Below are 20,965 nucleotides of genomic sequence, written 5' to 3'. Positions count from 1 at the left end.
CGTGCCGGCATCGCGGCGCGCCGCCACCCTGCCGCTCCTGCTCTTCGCCCTGCTGGCGGCCGCGCCCTTCCTAGGCCTCGGCGAGGGCTGGATGATGACCCTGCTGGCGCGCGGCATGATCCTCGGCCTCGCCGCCCTCTCGCTCTGGCTGGTGGTGGGCGGTGCCGGGCTGGTCAGCCTCGGCCATGCCGCCATGCTCGGCATCGGCGCCTATGCGGTGGTGGCGCTGGACGAGGCGCGGATCACCGAGGCCTTGGTGGTCGCGCCGGCGGCGATCGGCGCCGCGGCGCTCTTCGCGCTGCTCACCGGCGCGGTCGCGCTGCGCACCGCCGGCGTGCCCTTCATCATGATCACCCTCGCCTTCGGGCAGATGGCTTTCTTCACCGCCGCCTCCCTCGCCTTCTATGGCGGCGATGACGGCTACACGCTCTACGCCCGCAGCACCCTGGCCGGCGGGCGCTGGCTGGAGAACCGGCTGGGCTTCCATTACCTCTGCCTCGCCCTGCTGGCCGGCGCCTTCCTGTTCTGCCACCTGCTGCTGGCCTCGCGCTTCGGGCGGGTGCTGCGGGCGGCGCGGGAGAACCCGCTGCGCGTGCAGGCGGTGGGCTTCTCCCCCTATCCCTACCGTCTCCTCGCCTATGGCATCGCCGGCGGCATGGCCGGGCTCGCCGGCTTCCTGCTGGCCAATGCGACCGAGTTCGTCGCCCCCTCCTTCCTCGCCTGGCAGCGCTCGGGCGAGCTGCTGTTCATGGTCATCCTCGGCGGCCTCGGCAGCCCCTTCGGGGCGGTGCTCGGCGCGCTCGCCCTGCTGCTGCTGGAGGAAGGGCTCGGGCATCTGACACCGCATTGGCGGCTGCTGCTCGGCCCGCTGCTGGTGCTCGCCGTACTGTTCCTGCGCGGCGGGCTGGTCGGCCTGCCGGCGCAGCTTGCCGGGACGCGCCGCCATGGTTGAGCCGGTGCTGCGCCTCGATGGGCTGCGCAAGCGCTTCGGTGGGCTGACGGTGACCGATGCCGTCTCGCTCGCCGTCGCGCCGGGCGAGATCCACGCCGTCATCGGCCCGAACGGCGCCGGCAAGACGACGCTGATCCACCAGGTAAGCGGCACGCTGCGGCCGGATGCCGGCCGCGTGCTCTTCGCCGGCCAGGATGTCACCGGGCTGCCGCTGGCGCGCCGGGCGCGGCTCGGCCTGGCGCGCAGCTTCCAGATCACCTCCGTGCTGCCCGGCTTCTCGGCCCTCGAGAATGTCGCGCTCGCGGTGCAGGGGCGCAGCGGCTCCTCCTTCCGCTTCCTCCGGCCGGCGGCGGCCGAGGCAATGCTCAACGAGGCCGCCATGGCGGCGCTGGCGCAGACCGGCCTCGCCGGTCGCGCCGCGGTGCCGGCCGCGGCGCTCTCGCATGGCGAGCGGCGGCAGCTCGAGCTCGCCATCGCCCTGGCCATGCAACCACGGCTGCTGCTGCTCGACGAGCCGCTCGCCGGCACCGGGCCGGAGGAGGCCGAGCGCCTCGTCGCCCTGCTGCAGGGGTTGCGCGGGCGCTACGCCATCCTGCTGGTGGAGCACGACATGGCCGCCGTCTTCGCCCTCGCCGACCGCGTCTCGGTGCTGGTGCAAGGGCGGCTGCTGGCGAGCGGCGCGCCGGCGGCGATCCGGGCCGATCCGGCGGTCCGCGTCGCCTATCTCGGCGAGGACGAGGCGGCTTGATGCTGCGGGTCGAGGATCTCCGCGCCGGCTATGGCAGCAGCCAGGTGCTGGCGGGAATCGGCTTCGCCATCGGCGCCGGCGAGGTGGTCACGCTGCTCGGCCGCAACGGCATGGGCAAGACGACGACGGTGCGCGCCATCATGGGATTGCTGCCGGCCTGCGGCGGGCAGTTGCGGGGCGGGCGCGTGCTGTTCGCGGGGCAGGATCTCGCCGGCCAGCCGCCGCATCGCGTGGCGCGGCAGGGCATCGGCCTGGTGCCGGAGGGGCGGCAGGTCTTCCCGACGCTGAGCGTCGAGGAGAACCTGACCGCGACGGCCGCCAACCGCGCCGGCGGCGCGCCGCGCTGGACCCTGCCGGAGGTCTATCGCCTCTTCCCCCGGCTGGCGGAGCGGCGGCGCAACCTCGGCGCGCAGCTCTCGGGCGGCGAGCAGCAGATGCTGGCGATCGGCCGGGCGCTGATGACCAATCCACGCCTCCTCGTCCTCGACGAGGCGACGGAGGGGCTGGCGCCGCTGATCCGGGCCGAGATCTGGGCGGTGCTGGCGCGGCTGCGGCAGGAGGGCCAGGCGATCCTGCTGATCGACAAGACGCTCTCGGCCGTCATGCGCCTGGCCGACCGGCATGTGGTGATCGAGAAGGGGCGTGTCGCCTGGAGCGGCAGCACCGAGGCCCTGGCGGCGGCCCCGGAGCTGCGCGAGACTTACCTGCATGTCTGAGGAAGGGGCAGCACCATGACAGCGGAGATCCCGGGCATCACCCGCGCCGGCACCGGCTTCGACGGCGCCGAGGGCACGGTCTGGAACATCCTCGGCCAGACCTACTACCCGAAGCAATCGACCGGCGACAGCTTCGCCTTCGAGGCGGTGAGCCCGCCCGGCACCTTCGTGCCGCCGCACATCCATCCCACGCAGGACGAATACATCCTGATGCTGGAAGGGACCTGGAAGCTGATCCTCGACGGGCAGACGCACCACGCCTCGGCCGGCGACCTGGTGCGCATGCCGCGCGGCATCATGCATGGCTATTTCAACGAGAGCGGGGCGCCGGCCCGCGCCTTCTTCTGGGTGACCCCGGCCCGCAAGCTGCACGACCTGTTCCGGTCGCTGCACGACCTCACCGATGTGGAGGAGGTGGTGCGGCTCTCCAAGGCGCATGAGGTGGACTTCCTCCCCCCACCGGGGTGAGGAGGAGGCGTCACCGCGACAGGGCGAAGCCGGCGAGCTGGGCATAACCGCGGACGATGGCCGCGACATCCTCGGGCGGGATCACCTCCTCGATCCGCCCGAAGCCCTCCGGCGCCAGCTCGCCGAAGACGTCGATCACCCGTTCCGGCCCGCCCTGGCGGTTGCTGGCGCAGATCGCCGCGGTCTTCGGCAGCCGCTCGGCTTCGTAGGCCTTCAGCGCCTGCGCCGCGGGCTGCGCCGCCAGCGCATCGGCCAGCGCCCGCGCATCCAGCACCGCCTGCGAGGCGCCGTTGGAGCCGACCGGGTACATCGCATGCGCCGCGTCGCCGAGCAGCGTCACCCGCCCCTCGCTCCACCAGGGCAGCGGGTCGCGGTCGCACATCGGATATTCCAGCCGCTGCGGCGAGGCGCGGACCAGCGCCTCCACATCGAGGAAGGGCAACTTCAGCCGCTGCGCCAGCGGCAGCACATCCTCGAGCCGGCCGGGCCGCGACCAGTCCTCGCGCTGCGGCGGCGGCCTCTCGCCCGTCGCCAGGCGGGAATAGACGACCCAGTTGGTCAGCCGGCGCTCCGGCGTGCTGCCGGGGCCGACGGGATAGAAGACGAGCTTGGTCTTCAGGTCGCCGGCGATGAACATGACGTCGCCGGTCTCATAGGCGGGCCAGTCCAGCGCCCCGCGCCACATCATCACGCCCTGCCAGCGGATGCCGGCATCGGCCGGGTGCAGCATCGCCCGCAGCGCCGAATGGATGCCGTCGGCACCGACCAGCACCTCGCCGCGCAGCACCTCATGGCCCGTCCCCGTGGCGAAGCGTGCGGTGACGCCCGTGGCATCCTGCTCGACCGCGGCGAGGCGGTGCCCGGTGCGCAGCGCCCCCGCCGGCAGCCGCGCCTCGGCGGCGCGCCAGAGCATGCCGTGCAGCCGACCGCGATGGGTGGAGAATTGCGGCAGCGCATGCCCGGCATGCAGGCCGCGGGGCTCCTGCCACAGGATCTGGCCGAGATGGTTCAGGTAGCGCAGCTCGCGCGTGCGGATGGCGATGCGGTCGAGCTCCGGCAGCAGGCCGAGCGCCTCCCACTCCGCGACGCAATGCGGCAGGGTGTTGATGCCCACGCCGAGCTCCCGCACCTCCGGCGCCGCCTCCAGCACCGTGCAGGCGATGCCGCGCTGCTGCAGCATCAGGGCGAGGGTAAGGCCGCCGATCCCGCCGCCGACGATCAGGACATGCATGCGCATCCTCCCCAGACCGGGTGCCCGCCGGGACCCACGGACGCCCGGCAGCCCCGATCCTGCCCCTATTCGGCGGCGCGCGGGAGAGGGGGGAGCGGGGCATGGCGGCGCGGCCGCGCCTTCAGCCGCAGCTCGCGCAGCTCCTCCTGCTCCTTCGCGGCGTTGCGCAGCAGCGCATCCTTGCCCCAGCGATACTGCACCGGGCAGGCGATGTCGGCGACGCCGTACTGCGCCGCGGCGCGCAGCGTGAAGGCCGGGTCGGTCAGGTGCGGCCGGGCCAGCGCCACCAGATCGGCGCGGCCGGCGGCGAGGATGGTGTTCACCTGGTCGGCGCTGGTGATGTTGCCGACGCACATCGTGGCGATGCCCGCCTCCTGCCGGATCATGTCGGACCAGGGCACCTGGAACATGCGGCCATAGACCGGCGCGGCATCCTGCACGGTCTGGCCGGTCGAGACATCGATCAGGTCGCAGCCGGCAGCGGCGAAGGCGCGGGCGATGGCGAGCGTATCGGCATCCGAGATGCCGCCATCCGCCCAGTCGGTCGCGGAAAGGCGCACCGACATGGGCCGTTCCGCCGGCCAGGCATCGCGGAGGGCACGGAAGACCTCGAGGGGGAAGCGCAGCCGGTTCTCCACCGGCCCGCCATACGCGTCCCGGCGGCGATTGGTCAGCGGCGAGAGGAAGCTCGCCAGCAGGTAGCCATGGGCGCAGTGCAGCTCCAGCATGTCGAAGCCGGCGCGGGCGCCGCGCCTGGCGGCGGCGACGAAATCCGCGATGACCGCATCCATGTCGGCGCGGCTCATCTCGCGCGGCACCTGGCTGTCCGGGTAGTAGGGCAGGGGGCTGGCGGAGAGCAAAGGCCAGGCGCCCTCGGGCAGTGGCCGGTCCATGCCCTCCCACATCAACCGCGTCGCGCCCTTGCGGCCGGCATGGCCGAGCTGCAGCGCCATCCGCGCCGGCCCCTGCGCATGCACCAGCCACAGGATGCGCGCCCAGGCCACCTCCTGCGCATCCGTCCAGAGGCCGGCACAGCCCGGGGTGATGCGGGCGGTGGGCGAGACGCAGGTCATCTCGGTGAAGATCAGCCCGGCGCCGCCGGCGGCGCGGGCGCCGTAATGCATCAGGTGGAAATCGCCCGGCAGGCCCTCCTCGGCCGAATACAGGCACATGGGCGAGACGACGACACGGTTGGCGAGCTCCAGGCCGCGCAGCCGCAAGGGCTGGAACATTGGCGGCTTCGCCGGGTCGCCGCCCGCTTCCGCCGCATAGGCCGCCCTGGTCTCGGCGACGAAATCCGGGGCGCGCAGCGCCAAGTTGTCCCAGGTGATCGCCTTGCTGCGGGTCATCAGGCCGAAGGCGAAGCGCACCGGCGGCATGCGCCAAAAGCGCCGGACATGCTCGAACCAGACGAGGGAGACATCGGCGGCGTGCTGCGTCTTCTCCACCTCCTCGCGCCGCTCCGCCTCGAAGCGGGCGAGGCTCTCTGCCACGCCGCCCCCGTCGCGGAAGGCGTGGTGCAGCGCGATCGCATCCTCCATGGCGAGCTTGGTGCCGCTGCCGATGGAGAAATGCGCGCTGGCCTTGGCGTCGCCGAGCAGCACGAGGTTGCCGCGTACCCAGCGGGTGCAGCGGATCTGCGGGAATTGCCGCCAGTGCGAGCGGTTGGTCAGCAGGCGGTGGCCCTGCAATTCCTCGGCGAAGACCCCTTCCAGAAAGCGGGCGCTCGCCGCCTCGTCCATGGCATCGAGCCCGGCCCGGGCGAAGGTCTCGGGGTCCGTCTCCAGCACCCAGGTGCTGGCGCCCGGGGCGTACTGGTAGCAATGGGCGATGAAGATGCCCTCCGGCCGCTCCTTGAAGAAGAAGGTGAAGGCGTCGAAGGGGCGGGTCGAGCCCATCCAGGCGAAGCGGTTGGGACGAAGGCTGGTCTCCGGCCGGAAGTCACCGGCGAAGCGTCCGCGGATCGGGCTGTTGATGCCATCCGCCGCGACGACGAGGTCGGCCTCGGGGAAGTCCTCCGGCTGCGCCTCCATCCCGAAGCGGAGCTCGACGCCAAGGCCGCGGGCGCGGTCCTGCAGCAGCCGCAGCAGCGTGGTGCGGGCGCAGCCGCAGAAGCCGTTGCCGCCGATCCGGTGCACCGCGCCGCGGGCATGGATCTCGATATCGTCCCAATAGGCGAAGCTCTCGGTGATGGCGCGGTAGCTCGGCGGATCGGCGGCGGCGAAGGCATCGAGCGTCGCATCGCTGAACACCACGCCGAAGCCGAAGCTGTCATCGGGCTGGTTCCGCTCGATGACGGTGATGCGCGCGTCCGGGTGGTCGCGCTGCATGAGGATGGCGAAATAGAGTCCGGCGGGTCCGCCGCCGATGATGGCAATGCGCATCGCGCCGCCTCCTGCCTGCTAAATAGTTTAGGTTTCAAGCATTCGTGCGGCAACCGGAATCCGGCATTGCGGAGGGCGCGCGGAATGCTTTAGGCTTCAAGCATCGAGGAGGGGGCATGGACGCCTTGCCGCATGCCGGGGCTGCATCGCCAGGGGGATCGCCTCTCGCCGGCCGGCGCGCGCTCGTCACCGGCGGCGGCAGCGGCATCGGCCTCGCCTGCGCCCGGGCGCTGACCGAGGCCGGCGCCGCGGTGACGCTGCTCGGCCGGCGCGAGGCGGCGCTGCGGGAGGCGGTGGACAAGGGCGCGGCGCGGCAGGCCATCGCCGCCGACATCACCGGCCTGCTGCCGGACCTGCCGCCCTGCGACATCCTGCTGCACGCCGCCGGCGCCGCCGAGAGCGCGCCCTTCCTGAAGAGCGACGATGCGCTCTGGCAGCGCATGCTCTCGGTCAACCTGCTCGGCGCCGCCGCCGTCATGCGCGCCGTCCTGCCTGGCATGCTGGAAGCCGGCGAGGGACGCATCATCGCCATCGCCTCCACCGCGGCGCTGAAGGGCTATCCCTATGTCGCGGCCTATGCTGCGGCGAAGCACGGGCTGCTCGGCCTGGTGCGGGCGCTGGCGCTGGAAGTCGCGGGGCGCGGCGTGACGGTGAATGCGCTCTGCCCCAGCTTCACCGAGACGCCGCTGCTGGAGGGGAGCATCGCCACCATCACCCGCCGGACCGGCCGCGATGCGGCGGCGGCGCGTGCCAGCCTCGCCCGGCACAATCCGCAGGGGCGGCTGGTGCGGCCGGAGGAGGTGGCGGCGGCCGCGCTCTTCCTCTGCCTGCCCGGCGCCGCGGCGGTGAACGGCGCCGCCATCCCGATCGCCGGGGGCGAGGTCTGATGCCCGACGACCTCACCCGGCATGTCGATGCCGAGACGGCGCTGGCCGGCGCCCCGCCCGGCCACAAGGACGAGCTTCGGCTCTGGCTGCGGCTGCTGACCTGCACGACGCTGGTCGAGGCGGAGATCCGCCGCCGGTTGCGGCGCGAGTTCGACACCACCCTGCCGCGCTTCGACCTGCTGGCGCAGCTCGAGCGGGCGCCGGCCGGGCTGACGCTCGGCGAGGTCTCGCGCCGGATGATGGTCAGCAACGGCAATGTCACCGGCCTTGCCGCGCGGCTGGAGGAGGAAGGGCTGATCGAGCGGCGGGTGAGCCCGACCGACCGCCGCGCCCAGACCCTGCGCCTGACCGCGCGCGGCCGCCGCGAATTCGCCCGGCAGTCGCGGGCGCATGAGGGCTGGATCGCCGAGCTGATGGCCGGCCTCGCGCCGGCGGAGCGCGCCGCGCTGCACGCCCTGCTCGGCCGCGCCAAGGCGAGCGTGCGGGCCGGGTTGGAGGGAGGGGAGGCATGAGCATCGCCGGTCACCGCGCCGAGCATTTCCGGCTCAGCGTCGAGGGCGCGGTCGCGGCCATCACCCTGGATCGGCCGGAGCGCAAGAACCCGCTGACCTTCGAGAGCTATGCCGAGCTCGCCGGGCTGTTCCGCGGGGCGGCGCAGGACGAGGCGGTGCGGGTCTTCACCATCGCCGGGGCGGGCGGGAATTTCTGCTCGGGCGGCGACGTGCATGAGATCATCGGCCCGCTGCTCGAGCGGGATACCAAGGGGTTGATGCAGTTCACCGCCATGACCGGCGAACTGGTCAAGGCGATGCGCGCCTGTCCGCAGCCGATCATCGCCGCGGTGGATGGCGTCGCGGCCGGGGCGGGCGCCATCATCGCCATGGCGGCGGATCTGCGGCTGGCGACGCCGCGGGCGAGGACCGCCTTCCTCTTCAACCGCGTCGGCCTCGCCGGCTGCGACATGGGGGCCTGCGCCATCCTGCCGCGGATCATTGGCCAGGGCCGGGCGAGCGAGCTGCTCTATCTCGGCCGGGCGATGAGCGCCGAGGAGGGGCTGGCCTGGGGCTTCTTCAACGCGCTGCACGCGCCAGACGCGCTGGCCGGCGCCGCGGCGGCGCTGGCGCGGGAGCTGGCCGAGGGCCCCGGCTTCGCCCATGCCATGACCAAGCGGATGCTGCAGATGGAATGGGCGATGTCGGTCGAGCAGGCGATCGAGGCCGAGGCGGTGGCCCAGGCGCTCTGCATGACGACGGGGGATTTCCGCCGCGCCTATGAGGGGTTCGTGGCCAGGCGGCGGCCGGAATTCAAGGGCGATTAGGAACGCCCTGCGGGGGAGGGGAAGCAGGTCACGCGGCGCAACCGGCTGGAGGCGGCGATGGATGGCATGGGCTTCGATACCGGGGTGCCGAGCGCGCATCTCGACAGCTTCGCGCGCGACAACCTGCCGCCGCGCGAGCAATGGCCGGCGCTGCGCTTCACCTTGCCGCAGCTTCGCTACCCGGCGCGGCTGAACTGCGCGACCGAGCTGCTGGACCGCAACCTGGCCGCGCGCGGCGAGCATCCGGCCGTGGTCACGCCCGCCGAGACGCTCACCTATCGCCAGCTCGCCGAGCGGGTGAACCGCATCGCGCATGTGCTGGTGCACCGGCAGGGCCTGGTGCCCGGCAACCGCGTGCTGCTGCGCGGCGCCAACACCGCCTGGATGGTCGCCGCCTATTTCGCCGTGCTGAAGGCGGGCGGCGTGGTGGTCGCCACCATGCCGCTGCTGCGGGCGAAGGAGATCGGCCAGATGCTGCGCAAGGCGCGCATCAGCCACGCCCTCTGCGATGCCCGGCTGCTGGAGGAGCTGCAACGGGCGGCGGCGGAGGCGCCGGATCTGCGCCACCTCACCTGCTGGGGGGATGGCGCGCTGGAATCCCTCTGCGCCGCGGCGCCGGAGGAATTCCCGGCCTGCGACACCGCGGCCGAGGATGTCTGCCTGATCGGCTTCACCTCCGGCACCACCGGCGAGCCGAAGGGCACCATGCATTTTCACCGCGACATGCTCGCGGTCTGCGACAGCTACGGGCAGGAGGTGCTGCGGCCGCGGCCGGAGGGCATCTTCATCGGCTCGCCGCCGCTCGCCTTCACCTTCGGCCTCGGCGGGCTGGTGCTGTTTCCCTTCCGCGTCGGCGCCACCACGGTGCTGCTGGAGCGGGCGGGGCCGGAGGAGCTGTTGCCGGCCATCGCCCGCTATCGCGCCACGGTCTGCTTCACCGCGCCCACCGCCTGGCGCGCCATGGCGCCGGCCGCGGCGGCGCATGACCTTCGTTCGCTGCGGCGCTGCGTCTCGGCCGGGGAGGCGCTGCCGAAGCCGGTCTTCGAGGCCTGGCAGCGCGCGACGGGCCTCTCGATCATGGAGGGCATCGGCGCGACGGAGATGCTGCACATCTTCATCGGCGCCCCGGAGGAGGCGCTGCGGCCCGGCGCCACCGGCCTGCCGGTGCCGGGCTACGAGGCCAAGGTGATCGGCCCGGAGGGCGAGGAAGTGCCGCGCGGCACGCCCGGCCGGCTGGCGGTGCGCGGCCCGACCGGCTGTCGCTACCTCGCCGATCCGCGGCAGGCGCAGTATGTCGAGCGCGGCTGGAACATCACCGGCGATACCTACATCCAGGACGAGGACGGCTATTTCTGGTACCAGGCGCGCAGCGACGACATGATCGTCTCGGCCGGCTACAACATCGCCGGGCCGGAGGTGGAGGCGGCGCTGCTCGCGCATCCGGCGGTGCGGGAATGCGGCGTGGTCGGCGCGCCGGATGCCGAGCGCGGGATGATCGTGAAGGCCTATGTGGTGCTGCAGCCGGGCCTGGCCGGCGATGCCGCCCTCGTCCGCGCCTTGCAGGAGCATGTGAAAGCGGTGATCGCGCCCTACAAATATCCCCGTGCCGTGGAGTTCGTCGCCGCCCTGCCGCGCACCGGCACCGGCAAGCTGCAACGCTTCGCCCTGCGCGCCCAGGCAACGGGGATTGCGGCGGCGGAGGGCGCGGCATGACTCTCCGCCGGTTGCAGCCGCCGGGCTGGCCCGTGCCGAAGGGCTATGCCAACGGCATGGTGGGGCAGGGCCGCGTGGTGCTGGTCGGCGGCCAGGTCGGATGGGATGCGGAGGGGCGCTTCCCTGCCGGCCTCGTCGCCCAGGTGGAGCAGGCGCTGCGCAACATCCTCGCCGTGCTGGCCGAGGCGGGCGGCGGGCCGGAGCATATCGGCCGCCTCACCTGGTACGTGACCGACATCGCCGAGTACCGCGACAGCCTTGCCGCCCTCGGCCCGGCCTATCGCGGCGTGATGGGCCGGCATTTCCCGGCCATGACGCTGGTGCAGGTGGCGGCGCTGGTCGAGCCGGAGGCGCGGGTCGAGATCGAGGCGACGGCGATCCTGCCGGATTAAACCGCTTCAACCCGGTGCCTTGATCTGCGTGCGCACGGACCAGAGCTCGGGGAAGAAGCGCCGTTCCGGCGCCGCCGCCAGATAGGCGACGCCGCTCGATCCGCCGGTGCCGGGGCGGCGGCCGATGATGCGCTCCACCACCTGCCGGTGGCGGAAGCGCCAGGTCTGGAAGGCGTCGTCGAGATCGACCAGCTCCTCGGCCAGCTCGTAAAGATCGAAATGCGCCTCGGCGCCCTCGTAGACCGCGGCCCAGGCGGCGGCGACGCCGGCATCGGGCGCATGCGGCTGCGTCACGTCGCGCGCCAGCACCGCTTGCGGCAGCGGCAGGCCGCGGCGGGCCAGCAGGCGCAGCGCCTCATCATAGAGGGAGGGGGCGTTCAGCGCGGCCTCGAGCGGCGCCAGCAGCTCCGGCCGGTGGCGATGCGGCCGCAGCATGAAGGGATCGCGCGCGCCCAGCCGCAGCTCCAGCAGCCGGTATTGCCAGGACTGGAAGCCGGAGGAGCTGCCGAGGCTGTCGCGGAAGGCCAGGTAGTCATGCGGCGTCATCGTGGTCAGCACGTCCCAGGCGCCGATGAGCTGCGCCTGCACCCGGGCGATGCGGGCGAAGGCCTTGAAGGCCGGGCGCAGCGCATCCTGCCGCAGGCAGTCCATCACCAGATCCAGCTCATGGCCGAAGAGCTTCATCCACAGCTCCTGCACCTGGTGGATGATGATGAACAGCGTCTCGTCATGCCGGCCGGAGAGGGGCGCCTGGGCGGCGAGCAGCCGGTCGAGCTGCAGGTAATCGCCATAGCTCATGCGGCGGCTGAAATCGGTCTCGACGCCTTCGACCATGGCAGCCTCCTTGCCGGCCCATGGTTCAAGCCTAAACTAAACCGCGAGGGGAAAACCATGCTGGACCTGCGCGCGCATTTCTCGCATTTCCTCGGCGCCGAGCCGGAGCGGCTGCATGTCGCGGCGCATAGCCACCATCCCTGGCCGGACGTGACGCGCGCCGCCCAGCTTGCCGCCTGGGAGGATGCGGCCCGCTGGCAGGACGGCAAGTGGGAGCATGTGCTCGGCCCGGTCTGGCAGGCGGCGCAGCGCCATGTCGCGCGGCATCTGGCGCTGCCCGATCTGGCCACCCTCGTCTTCGCCCCGAACACGCATGAATTCGTGGTGCGGCTCCTCTCCTGCCTGCCGCGGCACCGCCGGCCGCGCCTGCTGACCACGGATGGCGAATTCCACAGCCTGGCCCGGCAGCTCGCGCGGCTGGAGGAGGAAGGGCTGGTCGCCGTCACCCGCATCCCGAGCGAGCCGGGGCCGGACTGCCTGCCGCGCCTGGTCGAGGCGGCGCGGCAGGGCTTCGACCTGATCTGGACCAGCGAGGTGTTCTTCCACAGCGGCTATGCCCAGGCGGGGCTGGAGGCGCTGGCCGCGGCGGCGGGGGAGGCGGTGCTGGTCATCGATGGCTATCACGCCTTCCTGGCCCGGCCGGTCGATCTCTCGCGCCTCGCCGACCGGGCCTTCTACCTCGCCGGCGGCTACAAATACGCCATGGCGGGGGAGGGCGCCTGTTTCCTGCACGCCCCGCCCGGCTGGCTGCCGAGGCCGCGCGCCACCGGCTGGTTCGCCGGCTTCGGCGCCCTGGCGGAGGGCGGTGAGGGCGTCGGCTATGCGGCGGATGGCTGGCGCTTCATGGGATCGACCTTCGACCCGTCCGGCCTGTACCGCCTGAACGCCGCCATGGACTGGCTGGCCGGGCTTGGCCTCGATGCCGTCGCCATCCATGCCCATAGCCTGGCGCTGCAAACCCGCTTCGTCGCCGGGCTGCCCGGCACCGGGCTCGATCCGGCGCGGCTGGCGGTGCCGCTGGCCGAGCCGCGGCGCGGCAATTTCCTGGCCTTCGACCTGGAAGATGCCGAGGCCTGGCAGGCGCGCTTGGCGGCTGCCGGCATCGTCACCGACCGGCGGGGCCGCCGCCTGCGCTTCGGCTTCGGCCTCTATCACACCGAAGCGGAGATCGACCGCCTGCTCGCCCGGCTGCACGCCCTATAGACGCTGGACCCTGGCGCCGGGACGGCCCAGCCTGCGTCCCGGATCGGAAAAGGGGAGGGTCGCATGCGTCTCGGTGTCATGCTGCCGCTGGTCGATATCGGCGGCGCGCCCGGCGCGGTCCGCGACCTCGCCGGGGCGGCGGAGGAGCTCGGCTACACCAATCTCGGCCTGCCGGACCATGTGCTCGGGGTGAATGCCGCCTCGCGGCCAGATTGGGGCGACCGCAACACCTCGGCCGACCTGTTCCACGACCCCTTCGTCTGCTTCGGCTTCCTCGCCGGGCTCTGCCGCGAGACGACCGAATTCTCCACCCAGGTGCTGATCCTGGCGCAGCGCCAGGCGGTGCTCGTCGCCAAGCAGGCGGCGAGCCTCGACGTGCTGTGCGGCGGGCGGTTCCGCCTTGGTGTCGGGGTGGGGTGGAACCCGGTGGAGTTCACCGGTCTGAACGAGAATTTCGCCAATCGCGGCCGCCGCTCGGCCGAGCAGGTGGAGGTGATGCAGCGCCTCTGGGCGGCGCCGCATGTGGATTTCACCGGACGCTGGCACCGCATCGAGGATGCCGGCATCAACCCGCTGCCGGTGCATCGCCGCATCCCGGTCTGGTTCGGCGGCCATGTCGAGCAGACCCTGGAGCGCATCGCCCGGCTCGGTGATGGATGGATCATGAATGCCTACCCACCCGGCGCCGCGATCGAGGACGAACTCGCCCGGCTGCGCGGCCTGACCGAGGCGGCGGGGCGCGACCCGGCGGCGATCGGGCTCGAGGTCTGGATCTCCGCCGGCACCGGCGATGCGGCCGCCTGGCGCGAGGAGGCGCGCTATTGGAAGCGCCTCGGCGCGACGCATCTGACGCTGACCACCACCTTCAACCGTCGCCACCACCGCCGCATCCCCGGCCGCGACGCCGCCGCGCATCTGGCGGCGATGCGGCAATTCCGCGACGCGGTGGCGGACGCCCTGTGACGGCGGCGCCGCCCGCGCCGCGCCTGACGCCGGCCCGATCCTGTCGCCGCCCGTTGTCCTGCCGCGGCTTCGCCGCGGCAGGCTGTGCCGCGCCCGGGGCCTGAGAGGAACACCGGGGCCCCCACGACGTCGCGGGGATGCATTACCCGGGCTGCGCGCCGGAGCGGGCGATCAGCCCGGCGACGCGCGGCAGCTCCTCGGCCAGGAAGCGGCGCAGCGCCAGGGCGTCCATCTCCGACCACAGCACCGTCGCCGTGCCGTCGAAGAACTCCTGCACCCGCGGCTCGGCCATCGCCGCCCGCAGCGCCGCGGCGATGCGGGCGATCGCCCCCTCCGGGCTGCGGCCGGCGACGAAGAGCGCCGCCCAGGGCAGCGCCTCGGCCCCCGGCAGCCCGGCCTCGGCGACCGTCGGCACCTCCGGCGCCAGCCGCACCCGCTGCGCATCGGTCACGGCAAGCGCCTGCAGCCGCCCCTCCCGGACATGCGCGAGGCTGGTCAGCGGATAATCCCACATCACCTCGACCCGGCCGCTGATGACGTCGTTCAGCGCCTGGGTGCCGTTGGCGTAGGGCGCATGCACCAGGCGGGTGCCGGTCGCCTGCATCAGCACCTCGGCGGCGAGATGCGGCGAGGTGCCGACGCCGGGGGAGGCATAGGTCAGCCCCTCCGGCCGGGCCCGCGCCGCCGCCACCAGCTCCATCAGGTTGCGCCAGGGCTGCTGCGGCGCGCTGACGATGAGGTGCGGCGAGGCGCCGAGCCCATGCACCGGGGTGAGGTCGCGCAGCGGATCGTAGCGAAGGTTGCGCAGCATGGCCGGCGCCGCCGCAATCGGCCCCTGGCTGCCATAGAGCAAGGTGTAGCCGTCCGGCGCGCTGCGGGCGACCGCTTCGGCGCCGATGGTGCCGCCGGCGCCGGGCCGGTTCTCCACCACCACCGGCTGGCCGAGATGCGCCCCCATGCGCTGCGCCAGCATCCGGGCGGTGGTGTCGGTGATGCCGCCGGCGGCGAAGGGGACGATCCAGGTCAGCGGTCGGGTGGGAAAGCCCGTCTCGGCCCGGGCGGCGCCGGCGAGCAGGGCGGGCATGGCGAGCAGGCGGCGGCGCGTGGCTCCGGGCATGGCGGCCTCCCTCGGCATCCTGGCGTCAGCGGTGCATCGGCGTCCTGGCCGTCATGCCGCGACCTGGTAGACGGCCGTCTCGAAGCCAGCGAAGAGGTCCAGCACCGCGGGATCGGCGAAGGGCAGGATCTGGGTCAGCAGCAGCCCGGCGATGCCGCGCCGTGGATCGATCCAGAACCAGGTGTTGCCGAGCCCCGCCCAGGCCAGGCTGCCGGCGGTGCGGCGGCCGGGGATATCGGCCTCGTTGATGAGGAAGCCGAGGCCCCAACGGCAGGGGGTGCCGGGGAAAGGGTCGCAGTCGCCGGAGATCGCCGGCAGCACGCTGCGCAGCGGCTGGAAGGCGAGGCCGCCGATCTGGTTGCGGCCCATCTCGGCGACCGTCTCCGGCCGCAGCACCCGCGCGCCGTCCAGCCTGCCGCCGCCGAGCAGCATGCGCAGGAAGCGGAGATAATCCGGCCCGGTCGAGAGCAGCCCGCCGCCGCCGCCGAAGAACTCCGGGGCCTCGGGCAGGGCGAAGTCGATCGGCGCGAGGCGGCCATCCGCGCCGCGCTGGTGCATCCCGGCGCGGCGGGCGCGCTGGGCCGGGCCGGGGACGAAGCCGCTATCGGCCATGCCGAGCGGCTCGAGGATGCGGGCGAAGACGTAGCGCTCCAGCCGCTCGCCGCTCGCCGCCTCCACCGCGCGGCCGACCCAGTCGGTGGCGATGCTGTATTCCCAGCGCTCGCCCGGCTCGCGCACCAGCGGCGCCGCCAGCGAGGCGAGCTTGCCGCTGCGGGGCGCCGGCAGGCCGGTCGCCTGCATGTAACGGCCGATATCGGCGTTCCAGGTGTTGTAGGCGAAGCCGGCGGTGTGGGTGAGCAGGTGGCGGAGCGTGATGGGGCGCTGCGCCGGCCGCAGGCGCGGCGTGCCGTCGGCCGCGAAACCCTCCAGCACCTGCGGCGCGGCGAGGCCGGGCAGCAGCGGGCCGAGCGGCGCGTCGAGCGCGAGCCGCCCCTCCTCGACGAGCTGCATGGCGGCGACCGAGGTCACCGCCTTGGTCATGGAGGCGATCCAGAACACCGTGTCCGGCGTCATCGGCGCCGCGGCATCGAGGCTGCGGCGGCCGAAGGCGCCTTCGTAGATCGGGCCGTCGCGGTCGGCGGCGAGGGCGACGACGCCCGGCACCGCGCCGCGCTCCACGGCCTCGCGCAGCACCTGGTCGATCGCGGCGGTCGCGGTCATCGGCGCCGCCTCAGGCGAGACGGAGATCGGGATAGCCCTTGTCGGCGACCGCGTCGCACCAGGCGCGGTATTCCGGCGCGCTACCGCTGTAGCGGGCGATGATGCGGGTCTGCTTGCCCTCGACATTGCTGTTGATGCCGGTCATCCAGCTATCCACCTCGCTCGAGAGCAGGCCGGCGCCGACCAGCTTCACATGGTCGGTCCAGGCCCGCACCGCCTCCGGCCGCGCCTCGGCCAGGGTCAGGCCCTTCTCCTGCAGGTGGCGCAGCAGCCGCGTCACCCAGTCCACGTTGTACTCGATGCTGCGCGGGATGTTGCCGAGGGCGGTGTGCGGGCCCATCAGCATGAGCATGTTGGGGAAGCCCTCGACCATCATGCCCATGAAGGTCTCGGGGCCATGCGCCCATCGCTCCTTCAGCGGCGTCCCGTCGCGGCCGCGGATGTCGATGCGGTCGAAGGCGCCGGTGATGGCGTCGAAGCCGGTGGCGTAGATGATGATGTCGAAGGCGTACTCGGCCTCGCTGGTCTTGATGCCGGTCGGGGTGATGCGCTCGATCGGCGTCGCCTTGCTGTCCACCAGCGTGACGTTCGGCTGGTTGTAGACCTCGTAGTAGCGGGTCTCGAGCGGCACGCGGCGGGTGCCGAAGCCGTGGTTCTTCGGGATCAGCATCTCCGCCACCTTCGGGTCCTTCACCCGCTGGCGGATCTTGCCCGCGACGAAGTCGGAGATCTCCTTGTTCGCCGCGCGGTCGGTCAGCATGTCGCGGAAATTGCCGACCCAGATGCCGAAGCCGGGGGAGGCGTAGAGCGTCTCGTAGAAGGCCTCCCGCTCCTCCTTCGACACCTCGAAGGTGGCGCGCGGGTCGGGCGTGTGCATGAAGCAGGAGAAGGTTTCCTGGCAACGCCGGAAGATCTCGGGATAGCCCGCCTTGATCTCCTGCTGCTCCGCCTCGCTGATCGGCCGGTTGTGCAGCGGCGCGCACCAATTGGGCGTCCGCTGGAACACCGTGAGATGTCCGGCGGTCTTCGCCACCTCCTGGATGGTCTGCACCCCGGTCGCGCCGGTGCCGATGACGGCGACGCGCTTGCCGCGGAACTCCACCGCCTCATGCGGCCAGCGGGCGGTGTGGAAGGACTGGCCCTGGAAGGTGTCGATGCCCTCGAAGCGCGGCAGGGTGGGGGCGGAGAGCACGCCGATCGCGGTGATGAGGAAGCGCGCCGTGTGGCGGCTGCCATCCTCGAGCGCCACCGCCCAGTGGCGGCCTTCCTCCTGCCAGTAGGCCGAGGCGACGCGGGCCTTGAACTGGATGTCGCGGCGCAGGTCGAACTTGTCGGCGACGAAATTGAGGTAGCGCTGCGTCTCCGGCTGCGGCGCGAAATGCTCCGACCAGCTCCATTCCTCCAGCAGCTCCTTCGAGAAGGAATAGCCGTAGGAATAGCTCTCGGAATCGAAGCGGGCGCCGGGGTAGCGGTTCCAGTACCAGGTGCCGCCGACGCCGGTGCCGGCCTCGAAGACCCGGACCCGGAGGCCGAGCTCGCGCAGCCGCAGCAGCTGATACAGGCCCGACATGCCCGCGCCGATGATGATGGCATCGAAGTCGAGCGCCTGGGCGGCGGCCGGGGCGGTTGCTTCGAGGGTGGCGGACATGGTGCGGCATTCCTCCGTGCGGCGATGCGGGACCGGGATGCGCCGCATGCGGCGGACGGCCGGCGCGATGCGGCGCGGCGCCTCTGCTGGCGTTCCTTCCCTGGGTGCCGGCCTTGGGGACCGGTCATGCGCCAGCGTAGACCCTGCCCGCCCGCCTCTGCAAACCACCCGGCCGGGCCGGCGCGCCGGATCATGCCAAGGGGTGGGCCGAGGAGCGGGCCAAGGGGTGGGCTAAGGGGTGGGTTGGACTCGCCGCGCGGCCCGCACCTACCATGGACCATGCCCGCACCGCCCGAGTCCCCGCCGCCCCCGCCGGGCCGGGCCTGGCTGACCCTCGCCGCCGCCTTCCTCGCCTTCACGGTCGGCGCCAGCGTCATGCATTCCTACACCGTCTTCCTGCTCGCCTTCGTCGCCGATTTCGGCTGGTCGCGCGCCGAGAGCTCGGTCGCCTATTCGGTCGGGCAGCTCGTCGGCGGCCTCAGCTCGCCGCTGATCGGCACCATGGTGGATGCGCTCGGCGCCCGGCGGATGGTGCTGCTCGGCGGGACGCTGCTGGTGGTCGGCCTGATCGGCAGCGCCCATGCCGAGGCGCTCTGGCAGATGGTGTTCCTCTACGGCGTGGTGATCACCTTCGGGGCCAATTGCATCGGGCTGCTGGTCTTCGTGCCGCTGGTCTCGCGCCTCTTCGCCCGCCGGCGCGGCATGGCGATCTCGGTGCTGCAATCGGCCAACGCCTTCGGCCGGGCCGCCTCGGCGCCGGCGAGCCAGGTGACGATCGAGGCGCTCGGCTGGCGCGGCGCCTATCTCGCGGCGGCGGCCGTCGCGGCGGCGGTGCTGCTGCCGCTCGCCGCCCTGTTCGGCGGCCGCCGGGCCGAGGCGGCGCGGGCCGCGGCGGGCGGCGGCGGGGCGGTGGAGCGGCCCTGGACGCTCGCCGAGGCGATCCGCACGCCGCAATTCTGGCTGCTCTTCCTGGTCTACATGCTGACCAGCATCGGCAGCTTCCTGGTCTCGCTGCACCAGATCGCCTTCGCCGTCGATGTCGGCTTCGACCCGCTCTATGCCGCCGGCGTGCTCGGCATGGGCAGCTTCCTCGCCATGCCCGGCGTGGTCGCCACCGGCACCCTCTCCGACTATATCGGCCGGGAATACTCGGCGCTGCTGGCCTATGGCATCTCCATCATCGGGGTGTTCTGCGCCCTCGCCATCACCGGGCCGGGCGACCACCTGCTGCTCTGGCTGCATGCCTGCTTCTTCGGCCTGACCTGGGGCGCGCGCGGCCCGGCCATCACCGCCAAGACCGCCGATCTCTTCCCCGGGCCGCGGCTCGGCACCATCCTCGGCGTCATCACCATCGGCTCCGGCCTCGGCGCCGCCATCGGCTCCTGGGCGGCGGGCTTCATCTTCGACGTCTCGGGCAGCTACCGGGTCGCCTTCATCGGCTCGATCCTCGCCTATGCCCTCGGCTCGCTGGCCTTCTACATGCTGCGGCGGCCTCCCAGGCCGCGCGCGGGCTGATACGAACGGCCGTTGCTGGTGACCCATCACCGGCCCCCTCAGACGCCGGGCGCAAACCTCCGGTTTGCTTGGCTTGGCCGCATCGCGCTGACAGGCGCGCCTGACGGCGCGACCGGCGGCGCCCATTCGGGCGCTCGGCATGAATGACGCATTCATGCCGTTGGTATGAGTCGCGCAGGCTGGCTGGCCGCATGGGGCGGGGATAGGCTCGGCGCGACAGCGAGGACCGCCCGATGCCGAACCCCACCCGCCTGCTGATCTGGCACGACAATCCCGGCCCCTATCTCGAGGCCATCACCGCCGCCGGACTCGCCTCGCGCCTCGCCGTCGAGTGCCTGCCGCGCCAGGAGCGGCCGAACGAGGCGCAACTCGCCGGGACCGAGGCGCTGCTCGCCTGGGGCATGCCGGCCGGCCTGCTGCCGCGGATGCCGAAGCTGCGCTGGGCGCAATCCCTCACCGCCGGCGTCGAGGGCTGGCTGGCGCTGCCCGACCTGCCGCCGGGCCTGGTGCTCACCTGCGCCCGCGGCACCCATGGCGAGTCCATGCCGGAGAACATCCTCGGCGCCATCCTGCACATCGCCAAGCCCTATGCGGCAATCGCCGAGGCGCAGAAGCAGCGGCGCTGGAGCCGCCAGGTGGCGATGCCGCTCGGCGGCAAGGTGCTCGGCATCCTCGGCCTCGGCGCCATCGGGCAGGAGGTGGCGCGCCTCGCCGGCGCCTTCCGCATGCAGGTCATCGGCACCCGCCGCAACCCGACGCCGCTGCCGGGGGTCGAGGTGCTGCCGCCGGAAGCGGCCGACCGGGTGGTGGAGGCGGCGGATTTCCTGCTGCTGCTCCTGCCCGCGACGCCGGAGACCGAGGAGTTCATCCGGGCCGAGCGCCTCGCCCGCATGAAGCCCGGCGCCTGGCTGCTGAATTTCGGCCGCGGCAGCGCCATCCGCGATGCCGACCTGATCGCGGCGGTGACGGAGAAGCGCATCGCCGGCGCGGTGCTCGACGTCTTCCGCGAGGAACCGCTGCCCGAGAGCCACCCCTTCTGGACCACGCCCGGCATCCTGGTGGTGCCGCATATGGGCGGGCTGCACCCCGAGCGCGACCGGGCCGTGGCGCGGCTCTTCATCGAGAATTGCGCGCGGTTCCTGGAGGACCGGCCCTTGCTCCAGGTCGTGGACCGCGCGGTCGGCTACTGATGCGCCTGAACCACGCCGCCAACCGGCTCGATGCCCGGCATTTCGACACGGTGGTGGAGATGCTGCGCAGCCAGCTCGGCTTCGTCGAGCTGCGCCGGACCGCGCGGGCCGTCTGGCTGCGCCAGCCCGGCGCCAATGTGGACCTGCAATTCAGCCGCAGCGAGACGGTGGGGCGGGACGCCGACAAGCTGCGTTCGCAGGTCTCCTTCCTCGACGAGGCGCCGCGGGCGGCGCTGGAGCGGCTGGCGGATTGGGCGCGGGCGCATGGCCTCGCGGCCGAGATCGGCGCCTATTCCGACCGCGAGTTCTGGCTCGACCTGCCCGAGGCCTTCGTCGATTTCGTCATCGAGGCGATGCGGCCCGAGCTGGCGGATTATCCGGTGCAGGACTGATGCCGGGTGGCTTCCGCCGCCGCGCCCGGGGCTGATAGGCTGCCCGCCAAGAAAACAGGCTCGGGGTGGGAAG

Annotated in this window: 20 protein-coding genes; 14 read left to right on the top strand and 6 right to left on the bottom strand. The window is 72.6% G+C overall.

Features of this window, described 5'->3' with window-relative positions; translation table 11 throughout:
• Nucleotide 1: 1 nt before the first annotated feature.
• The 4 genes from DOO78_RS12020 to DOO78_RS12005 are packed head-to-tail and all read left to right on the top strand — an operon-like array spanning nt 2 to nt 2,884.
• Nucleotides 2-952 (top strand): branched-chain amino acid ABC transporter permease, encoded by a 951-nt coding sequence (locus DOO78_RS12020; RefSeq protein WP_243634518.1) that lies wholly within the window; start codon nt 2-4, stop codon nt 950-952.
• A complete protein-coding gene (locus DOO78_RS12015; protein WP_111470006.1) occupies nt 945-1,700 on the top strand; it encodes an ABC transporter ATP-binding protein in 756 nt (251 codons plus the stop codon). The genes DOO78_RS12020 and DOO78_RS12015 overlap by 8 nt, the downstream gene beginning before the upstream one ends.
• Complete coding sequence (locus tag DOO78_RS12010; RefSeq protein WP_111470005.1) at nt 1,700-2,416, top strand: ABC transporter ATP-binding protein; 717 nt, start codon at nt 1,700-1,702, stop codon at nt 2,414-2,416. The genes DOO78_RS12015 and DOO78_RS12010 overlap by 1 nt, the downstream gene beginning before the upstream one ends.
• Nucleotides 2,417-2,431: 15 nt before the next feature.
• Nucleotides 2,432-2,884, top strand: coding sequence for a cupin domain-containing protein (locus DOO78_RS12005; protein WP_111470004.1), 453 nt, complete (start codon nt 2,432-2,434; stop codon nt 2,882-2,884).
• Between the two features lie 10 nt (nt 2,885-2,894).
• On the opposite strand, the gene DOO78_RS12000 is transcribed toward DOO78_RS12005, so the two are convergent.
• Nucleotides 2,895-4,115 carry a flavin-dependent oxidoreductase gene (locus tag DOO78_RS12000; protein ID WP_111470003.1) on the bottom strand — a complete coding sequence of 407 codons (1,221 nt, stop codon included), beginning with the start codon at nt 4,113-4,115 and terminating at the stop codon, nt 2,895-2,897.
• 65 nt (nt 4,116-4,180) lie between these two features.
• Nucleotides 4,181-6,499, bottom strand: coding sequence for a bifunctional salicylyl-CoA 5-hydroxylase/oxidoreductase (locus tag DOO78_RS11995; RefSeq protein WP_111470002.1), 2,319 nt, complete (start codon nt 6,497-6,499; stop codon nt 4,181-4,183).
• A 116-nt stretch (nt 6,500-6,615) separates the two neighbouring features.
• Between DOO78_RS11995 and DOO78_RS11990 the strand changes: the two genes are divergently transcribed.
• From DOO78_RS11990 to DOO78_RS11970, 5 genes are read left to right on the top strand one after another with little or no spacing between them, the layout of a single operon-like run.
• Nucleotides 6,616-7,386, top strand: a complete 771-nt coding sequence (locus DOO78_RS11990) for an SDR family NAD(P)-dependent oxidoreductase (RefSeq protein WP_111470001.1) — start codon at nt 6,616-6,618, stop codon at nt 7,384-7,386.
• Nucleotides 7,386-7,898, top strand: coding sequence for a MarR family winged helix-turn-helix transcriptional regulator (locus tag DOO78_RS11985; protein WP_111470000.1), 513 nt, complete (start codon nt 7,386-7,388; stop codon nt 7,896-7,898). Before DOO78_RS11990 ends, DOO78_RS11985 begins: the two co-directional genes overlap by 1 nt.
• On the top strand, nt 7,895-8,704 hold the full coding sequence (locus tag DOO78_RS11980) for an enoyl-CoA hydratase family protein (protein ID WP_111469999.1): 810 nt from the start codon (nt 7,895-7,897) through the stop codon (nt 8,702-8,704). The genes DOO78_RS11985 and DOO78_RS11980 overlap by 4 nt, the downstream gene beginning before the upstream one ends.
• A 57-nt stretch (nt 8,705-8,761) precedes the next feature.
• Nucleotides 8,762-10,417: an AMP-binding protein gene (locus DOO78_RS11975; protein ID WP_111469998.1), complete on the top strand. Its 1,656-nt coding sequence runs from the start codon at nt 8,762-8,764 to the stop codon at nt 10,415-10,417.
• On the top strand, nt 10,414-10,809 hold the full coding sequence (locus DOO78_RS11970; RefSeq protein WP_111469997.1) for a RidA family protein: 396 nt from the start codon (nt 10,414-10,416) through the stop codon (nt 10,807-10,809). The genes DOO78_RS11975 and DOO78_RS11970 overlap by 4 nt, the downstream gene beginning before the upstream one ends.
• A 6-nt stretch (nt 10,810-10,815) precedes the next feature.
• On the opposite strand, the gene DOO78_RS11965 is transcribed toward DOO78_RS11970, so the two are convergent.
• Nucleotides 10,816-11,643 (bottom strand): tryptophan 2,3-dioxygenase, encoded by an 828-nt coding sequence (locus DOO78_RS11965; RefSeq protein WP_111469996.1) that lies wholly within the window; start codon nt 11,641-11,643, stop codon nt 10,816-10,818.
• A 57-nt stretch (nt 11,644-11,700) separates the two neighbouring features.
• On the opposite strand from DOO78_RS11965, the gene DOO78_RS11960 reads away from it, so the two are divergent.
• Both DOO78_RS11960 and DOO78_RS11955 read left to right on the top strand, forming a co-directional pair.
• Nucleotides 11,701-12,846 carry an aminotransferase class V-fold PLP-dependent enzyme gene (locus DOO78_RS11960; protein WP_111469994.1) on the top strand — a complete coding sequence of 382 codons (1,146 nt, stop codon included), beginning with the start codon at nt 11,701-11,703 and terminating at the stop codon, nt 12,844-12,846.
• Nucleotides 12,847-12,909: 63 nt separating this feature from the next.
• Nucleotides 12,910-13,809 carry an LLM class F420-dependent oxidoreductase gene (locus tag DOO78_RS11955; RefSeq protein ID WP_111469993.1) on the top strand — a complete coding sequence of 300 codons (900 nt, stop codon included), beginning with the start codon at nt 12,910-12,912 and terminating at the stop codon, nt 13,807-13,809.
• Between the two features lie 142 nt (nt 13,810-13,951).
• Here the strand turns inward: DOO78_RS11955 and DOO78_RS11950 are convergent, their stop codons facing one another.
• From DOO78_RS11950 to DOO78_RS11940, 3 genes are read right to left on the bottom strand one after another with little or no spacing between them, the layout of a single operon-like run.
• Nucleotides 13,952-14,926 carry a Bug family tripartite tricarboxylate transporter substrate binding protein gene (locus tag DOO78_RS11950; protein ID WP_165838855.1) on the bottom strand — a complete coding sequence of 325 codons (975 nt, stop codon included), beginning with the start codon at nt 14,924-14,926 and terminating at the stop codon, nt 13,952-13,954.
• Between the two features lie 51 nt (nt 14,927-14,977).
• On the bottom strand, nt 14,978-16,147 hold the full coding sequence (locus DOO78_RS11945; RefSeq protein WP_111469991.1) for a serine hydrolase domain-containing protein: 1,170 nt from the start codon (nt 16,145-16,147) through the stop codon (nt 14,978-14,980).
• Nucleotides 16,148-16,157: 10 nt separating this feature from the next.
• The gene (locus tag DOO78_RS11940; RefSeq protein ID WP_111469990.1) at nt 16,158-17,795 is read right to left on the bottom strand and encodes a flavin-containing monooxygenase; all 1,638 of its coding nucleotides are present in this window, start codon (nt 17,793-17,795) and stop codon (nt 16,158-16,160) included.
• Between the two features lie 279 nt (nt 17,796-18,074).
• On the opposite strand from DOO78_RS11940, the gene DOO78_RS11935 reads away from it, so the two are divergent.
• From DOO78_RS11935 to DOO78_RS11925, 3 genes are all read left to right on the top strand, one after another.
• Nucleotides 18,075-19,310 (top strand): MFS transporter, encoded by a 1,236-nt coding sequence (locus DOO78_RS11935; protein WP_165838854.1) that lies wholly within the window; start codon nt 18,075-18,077, stop codon nt 19,308-19,310.
• Between the two features lie 233 nt (nt 19,311-19,543).
• On the top strand, nt 19,544-20,500 hold the full coding sequence (locus DOO78_RS11930) for a D-2-hydroxyacid dehydrogenase (protein WP_111469988.1): 957 nt from the start codon (nt 19,544-19,546) through the stop codon (nt 20,498-20,500).
• Entirely contained in the window at nt 20,500-20,892 is a 393-nt protein-coding gene (locus DOO78_RS11925) for a hypothetical protein (RefSeq protein ID WP_111469987.1), read from the top strand. Before DOO78_RS11930 ends, DOO78_RS11925 begins: the two co-directional genes overlap by 1 nt.
• Nucleotides 20,893-20,965 lie beyond the last annotated feature (73 nt).

The sequence above is a fragment of the Roseicella frigidaeris genome (genome assembly GCF_003258945.1).
In the GTDB taxonomy this organism is placed as follows: domain Bacteria; phylum Pseudomonadota; class Alphaproteobacteria; order Acetobacterales; family Acetobacteraceae; genus Paracraurococcus; species Paracraurococcus frigidaeris.
Note: the sequence above shows the minus strand (reverse complement) of the source record. Positions and strands in the feature narration are given on the sequence as shown.

Excerpts from the sequence above, each read along its gene's own strand:
- DOO78_RS12015 (WP_111470006.1), top strand. The coding sequence starts at position 945 with ATGGTTGAGCCGGTGCTGCGCCTCGATGGGCTGCGCAAGCGCTTCGGT.
- DOO78_RS12010 (WP_111470005.1), top strand. The coding sequence starts at position 1,700 with ATGCTGCGGGTCGAGGATCTCCGCGCCGGCTATGGCAGCAGCCAGGTG.
- DOO78_RS12005 (WP_111470004.1), top strand. The coding sequence starts at position 2,432 with ATGACAGCGGAGATCCCGGGCATCACCCGCGCCGGCACCGGCTTCGAC.
- DOO78_RS12000 (WP_111470003.1), bottom strand. The coding sequence starts at position 4,115 with ATGCATGTCCTGATCGTCGGCGGCGGGATCGGCGGCCTTACCCTCGCC.
- DOO78_RS11995 (WP_111470002.1), bottom strand. The coding sequence starts at position 6,499 with ATGCGCATTGCCATCATCGGCGGCGGACCCGCCGGACTCTATTTCGCC.
- DOO78_RS11990 (WP_111470001.1), top strand. The coding sequence starts at position 6,616 with ATGGACGCCTTGCCGCATGCCGGGGCTGCATCGCCAGGGGGATCGCCT.
- DOO78_RS11985 (WP_111470000.1), top strand. The coding sequence starts at position 7,386 with ATGCCCGACGACCTCACCCGGCATGTCGATGCCGAGACGGCGCTGGCC.
- DOO78_RS11980 (WP_111469999.1), top strand. The coding sequence starts at position 7,895 with ATGAGCATCGCCGGTCACCGCGCCGAGCATTTCCGGCTCAGCGTCGAG.
- DOO78_RS11975 (WP_111469998.1), top strand. The coding sequence starts at position 8,762 with ATGGATGGCATGGGCTTCGATACCGGGGTGCCGAGCGCGCATCTCGAC.
- DOO78_RS11970 (WP_111469997.1), top strand. The coding sequence starts at position 10,414 with ATGACTCTCCGCCGGTTGCAGCCGCCGGGCTGGCCCGTGCCGAAGGGC.
- DOO78_RS11965 (WP_111469996.1), bottom strand. The coding sequence starts at position 11,643 with ATGGTCGAAGGCGTCGAGACCGATTTCAGCCGCCGCATGAGCTATGGC.
- DOO78_RS11960 (WP_111469994.1), top strand. The coding sequence starts at position 11,701 with ATGCTGGACCTGCGCGCGCATTTCTCGCATTTCCTCGGCGCCGAGCCG.
- DOO78_RS11955 (WP_111469993.1), top strand. The coding sequence starts at position 12,910 with ATGCGTCTCGGTGTCATGCTGCCGCTGGTCGATATCGGCGGCGCGCCC.
- DOO78_RS11950 (WP_165838855.1), bottom strand. The coding sequence starts at position 14,926 with ATGCCCGGAGCCACGCGCCGCCGCCTGCTCGCCATGCCCGCCCTGCTC.
- DOO78_RS11945 (WP_111469991.1), bottom strand. The coding sequence starts at position 16,147 with ATGACCGCGACCGCCGCGATCGACCAGGTGCTGCGCGAGGCCGTGGAG.
- DOO78_RS11940 (WP_111469990.1), bottom strand. The coding sequence starts at position 17,795 with ATGTCCGCCACCCTCGAAGCAACCGCCCCGGCCGCCGCCCAGGCGCTC.
- DOO78_RS11935 (WP_165838854.1), top strand. The coding sequence starts at position 18,075 with ATGCCCGCACCGCCCGAGTCCCCGCCGCCCCCGCCGGGCCGGGCCTGG.
- DOO78_RS11930 (WP_111469988.1), top strand. The coding sequence starts at position 19,544 with ATGCCGAACCCCACCCGCCTGCTGATCTGGCACGACAATCCCGGCCCC.
- DOO78_RS11925 (WP_111469987.1), top strand. The coding sequence starts at position 20,500 with ATGCGCCTGAACCACGCCGCCAACCGGCTCGATGCCCGGCATTTCGAC.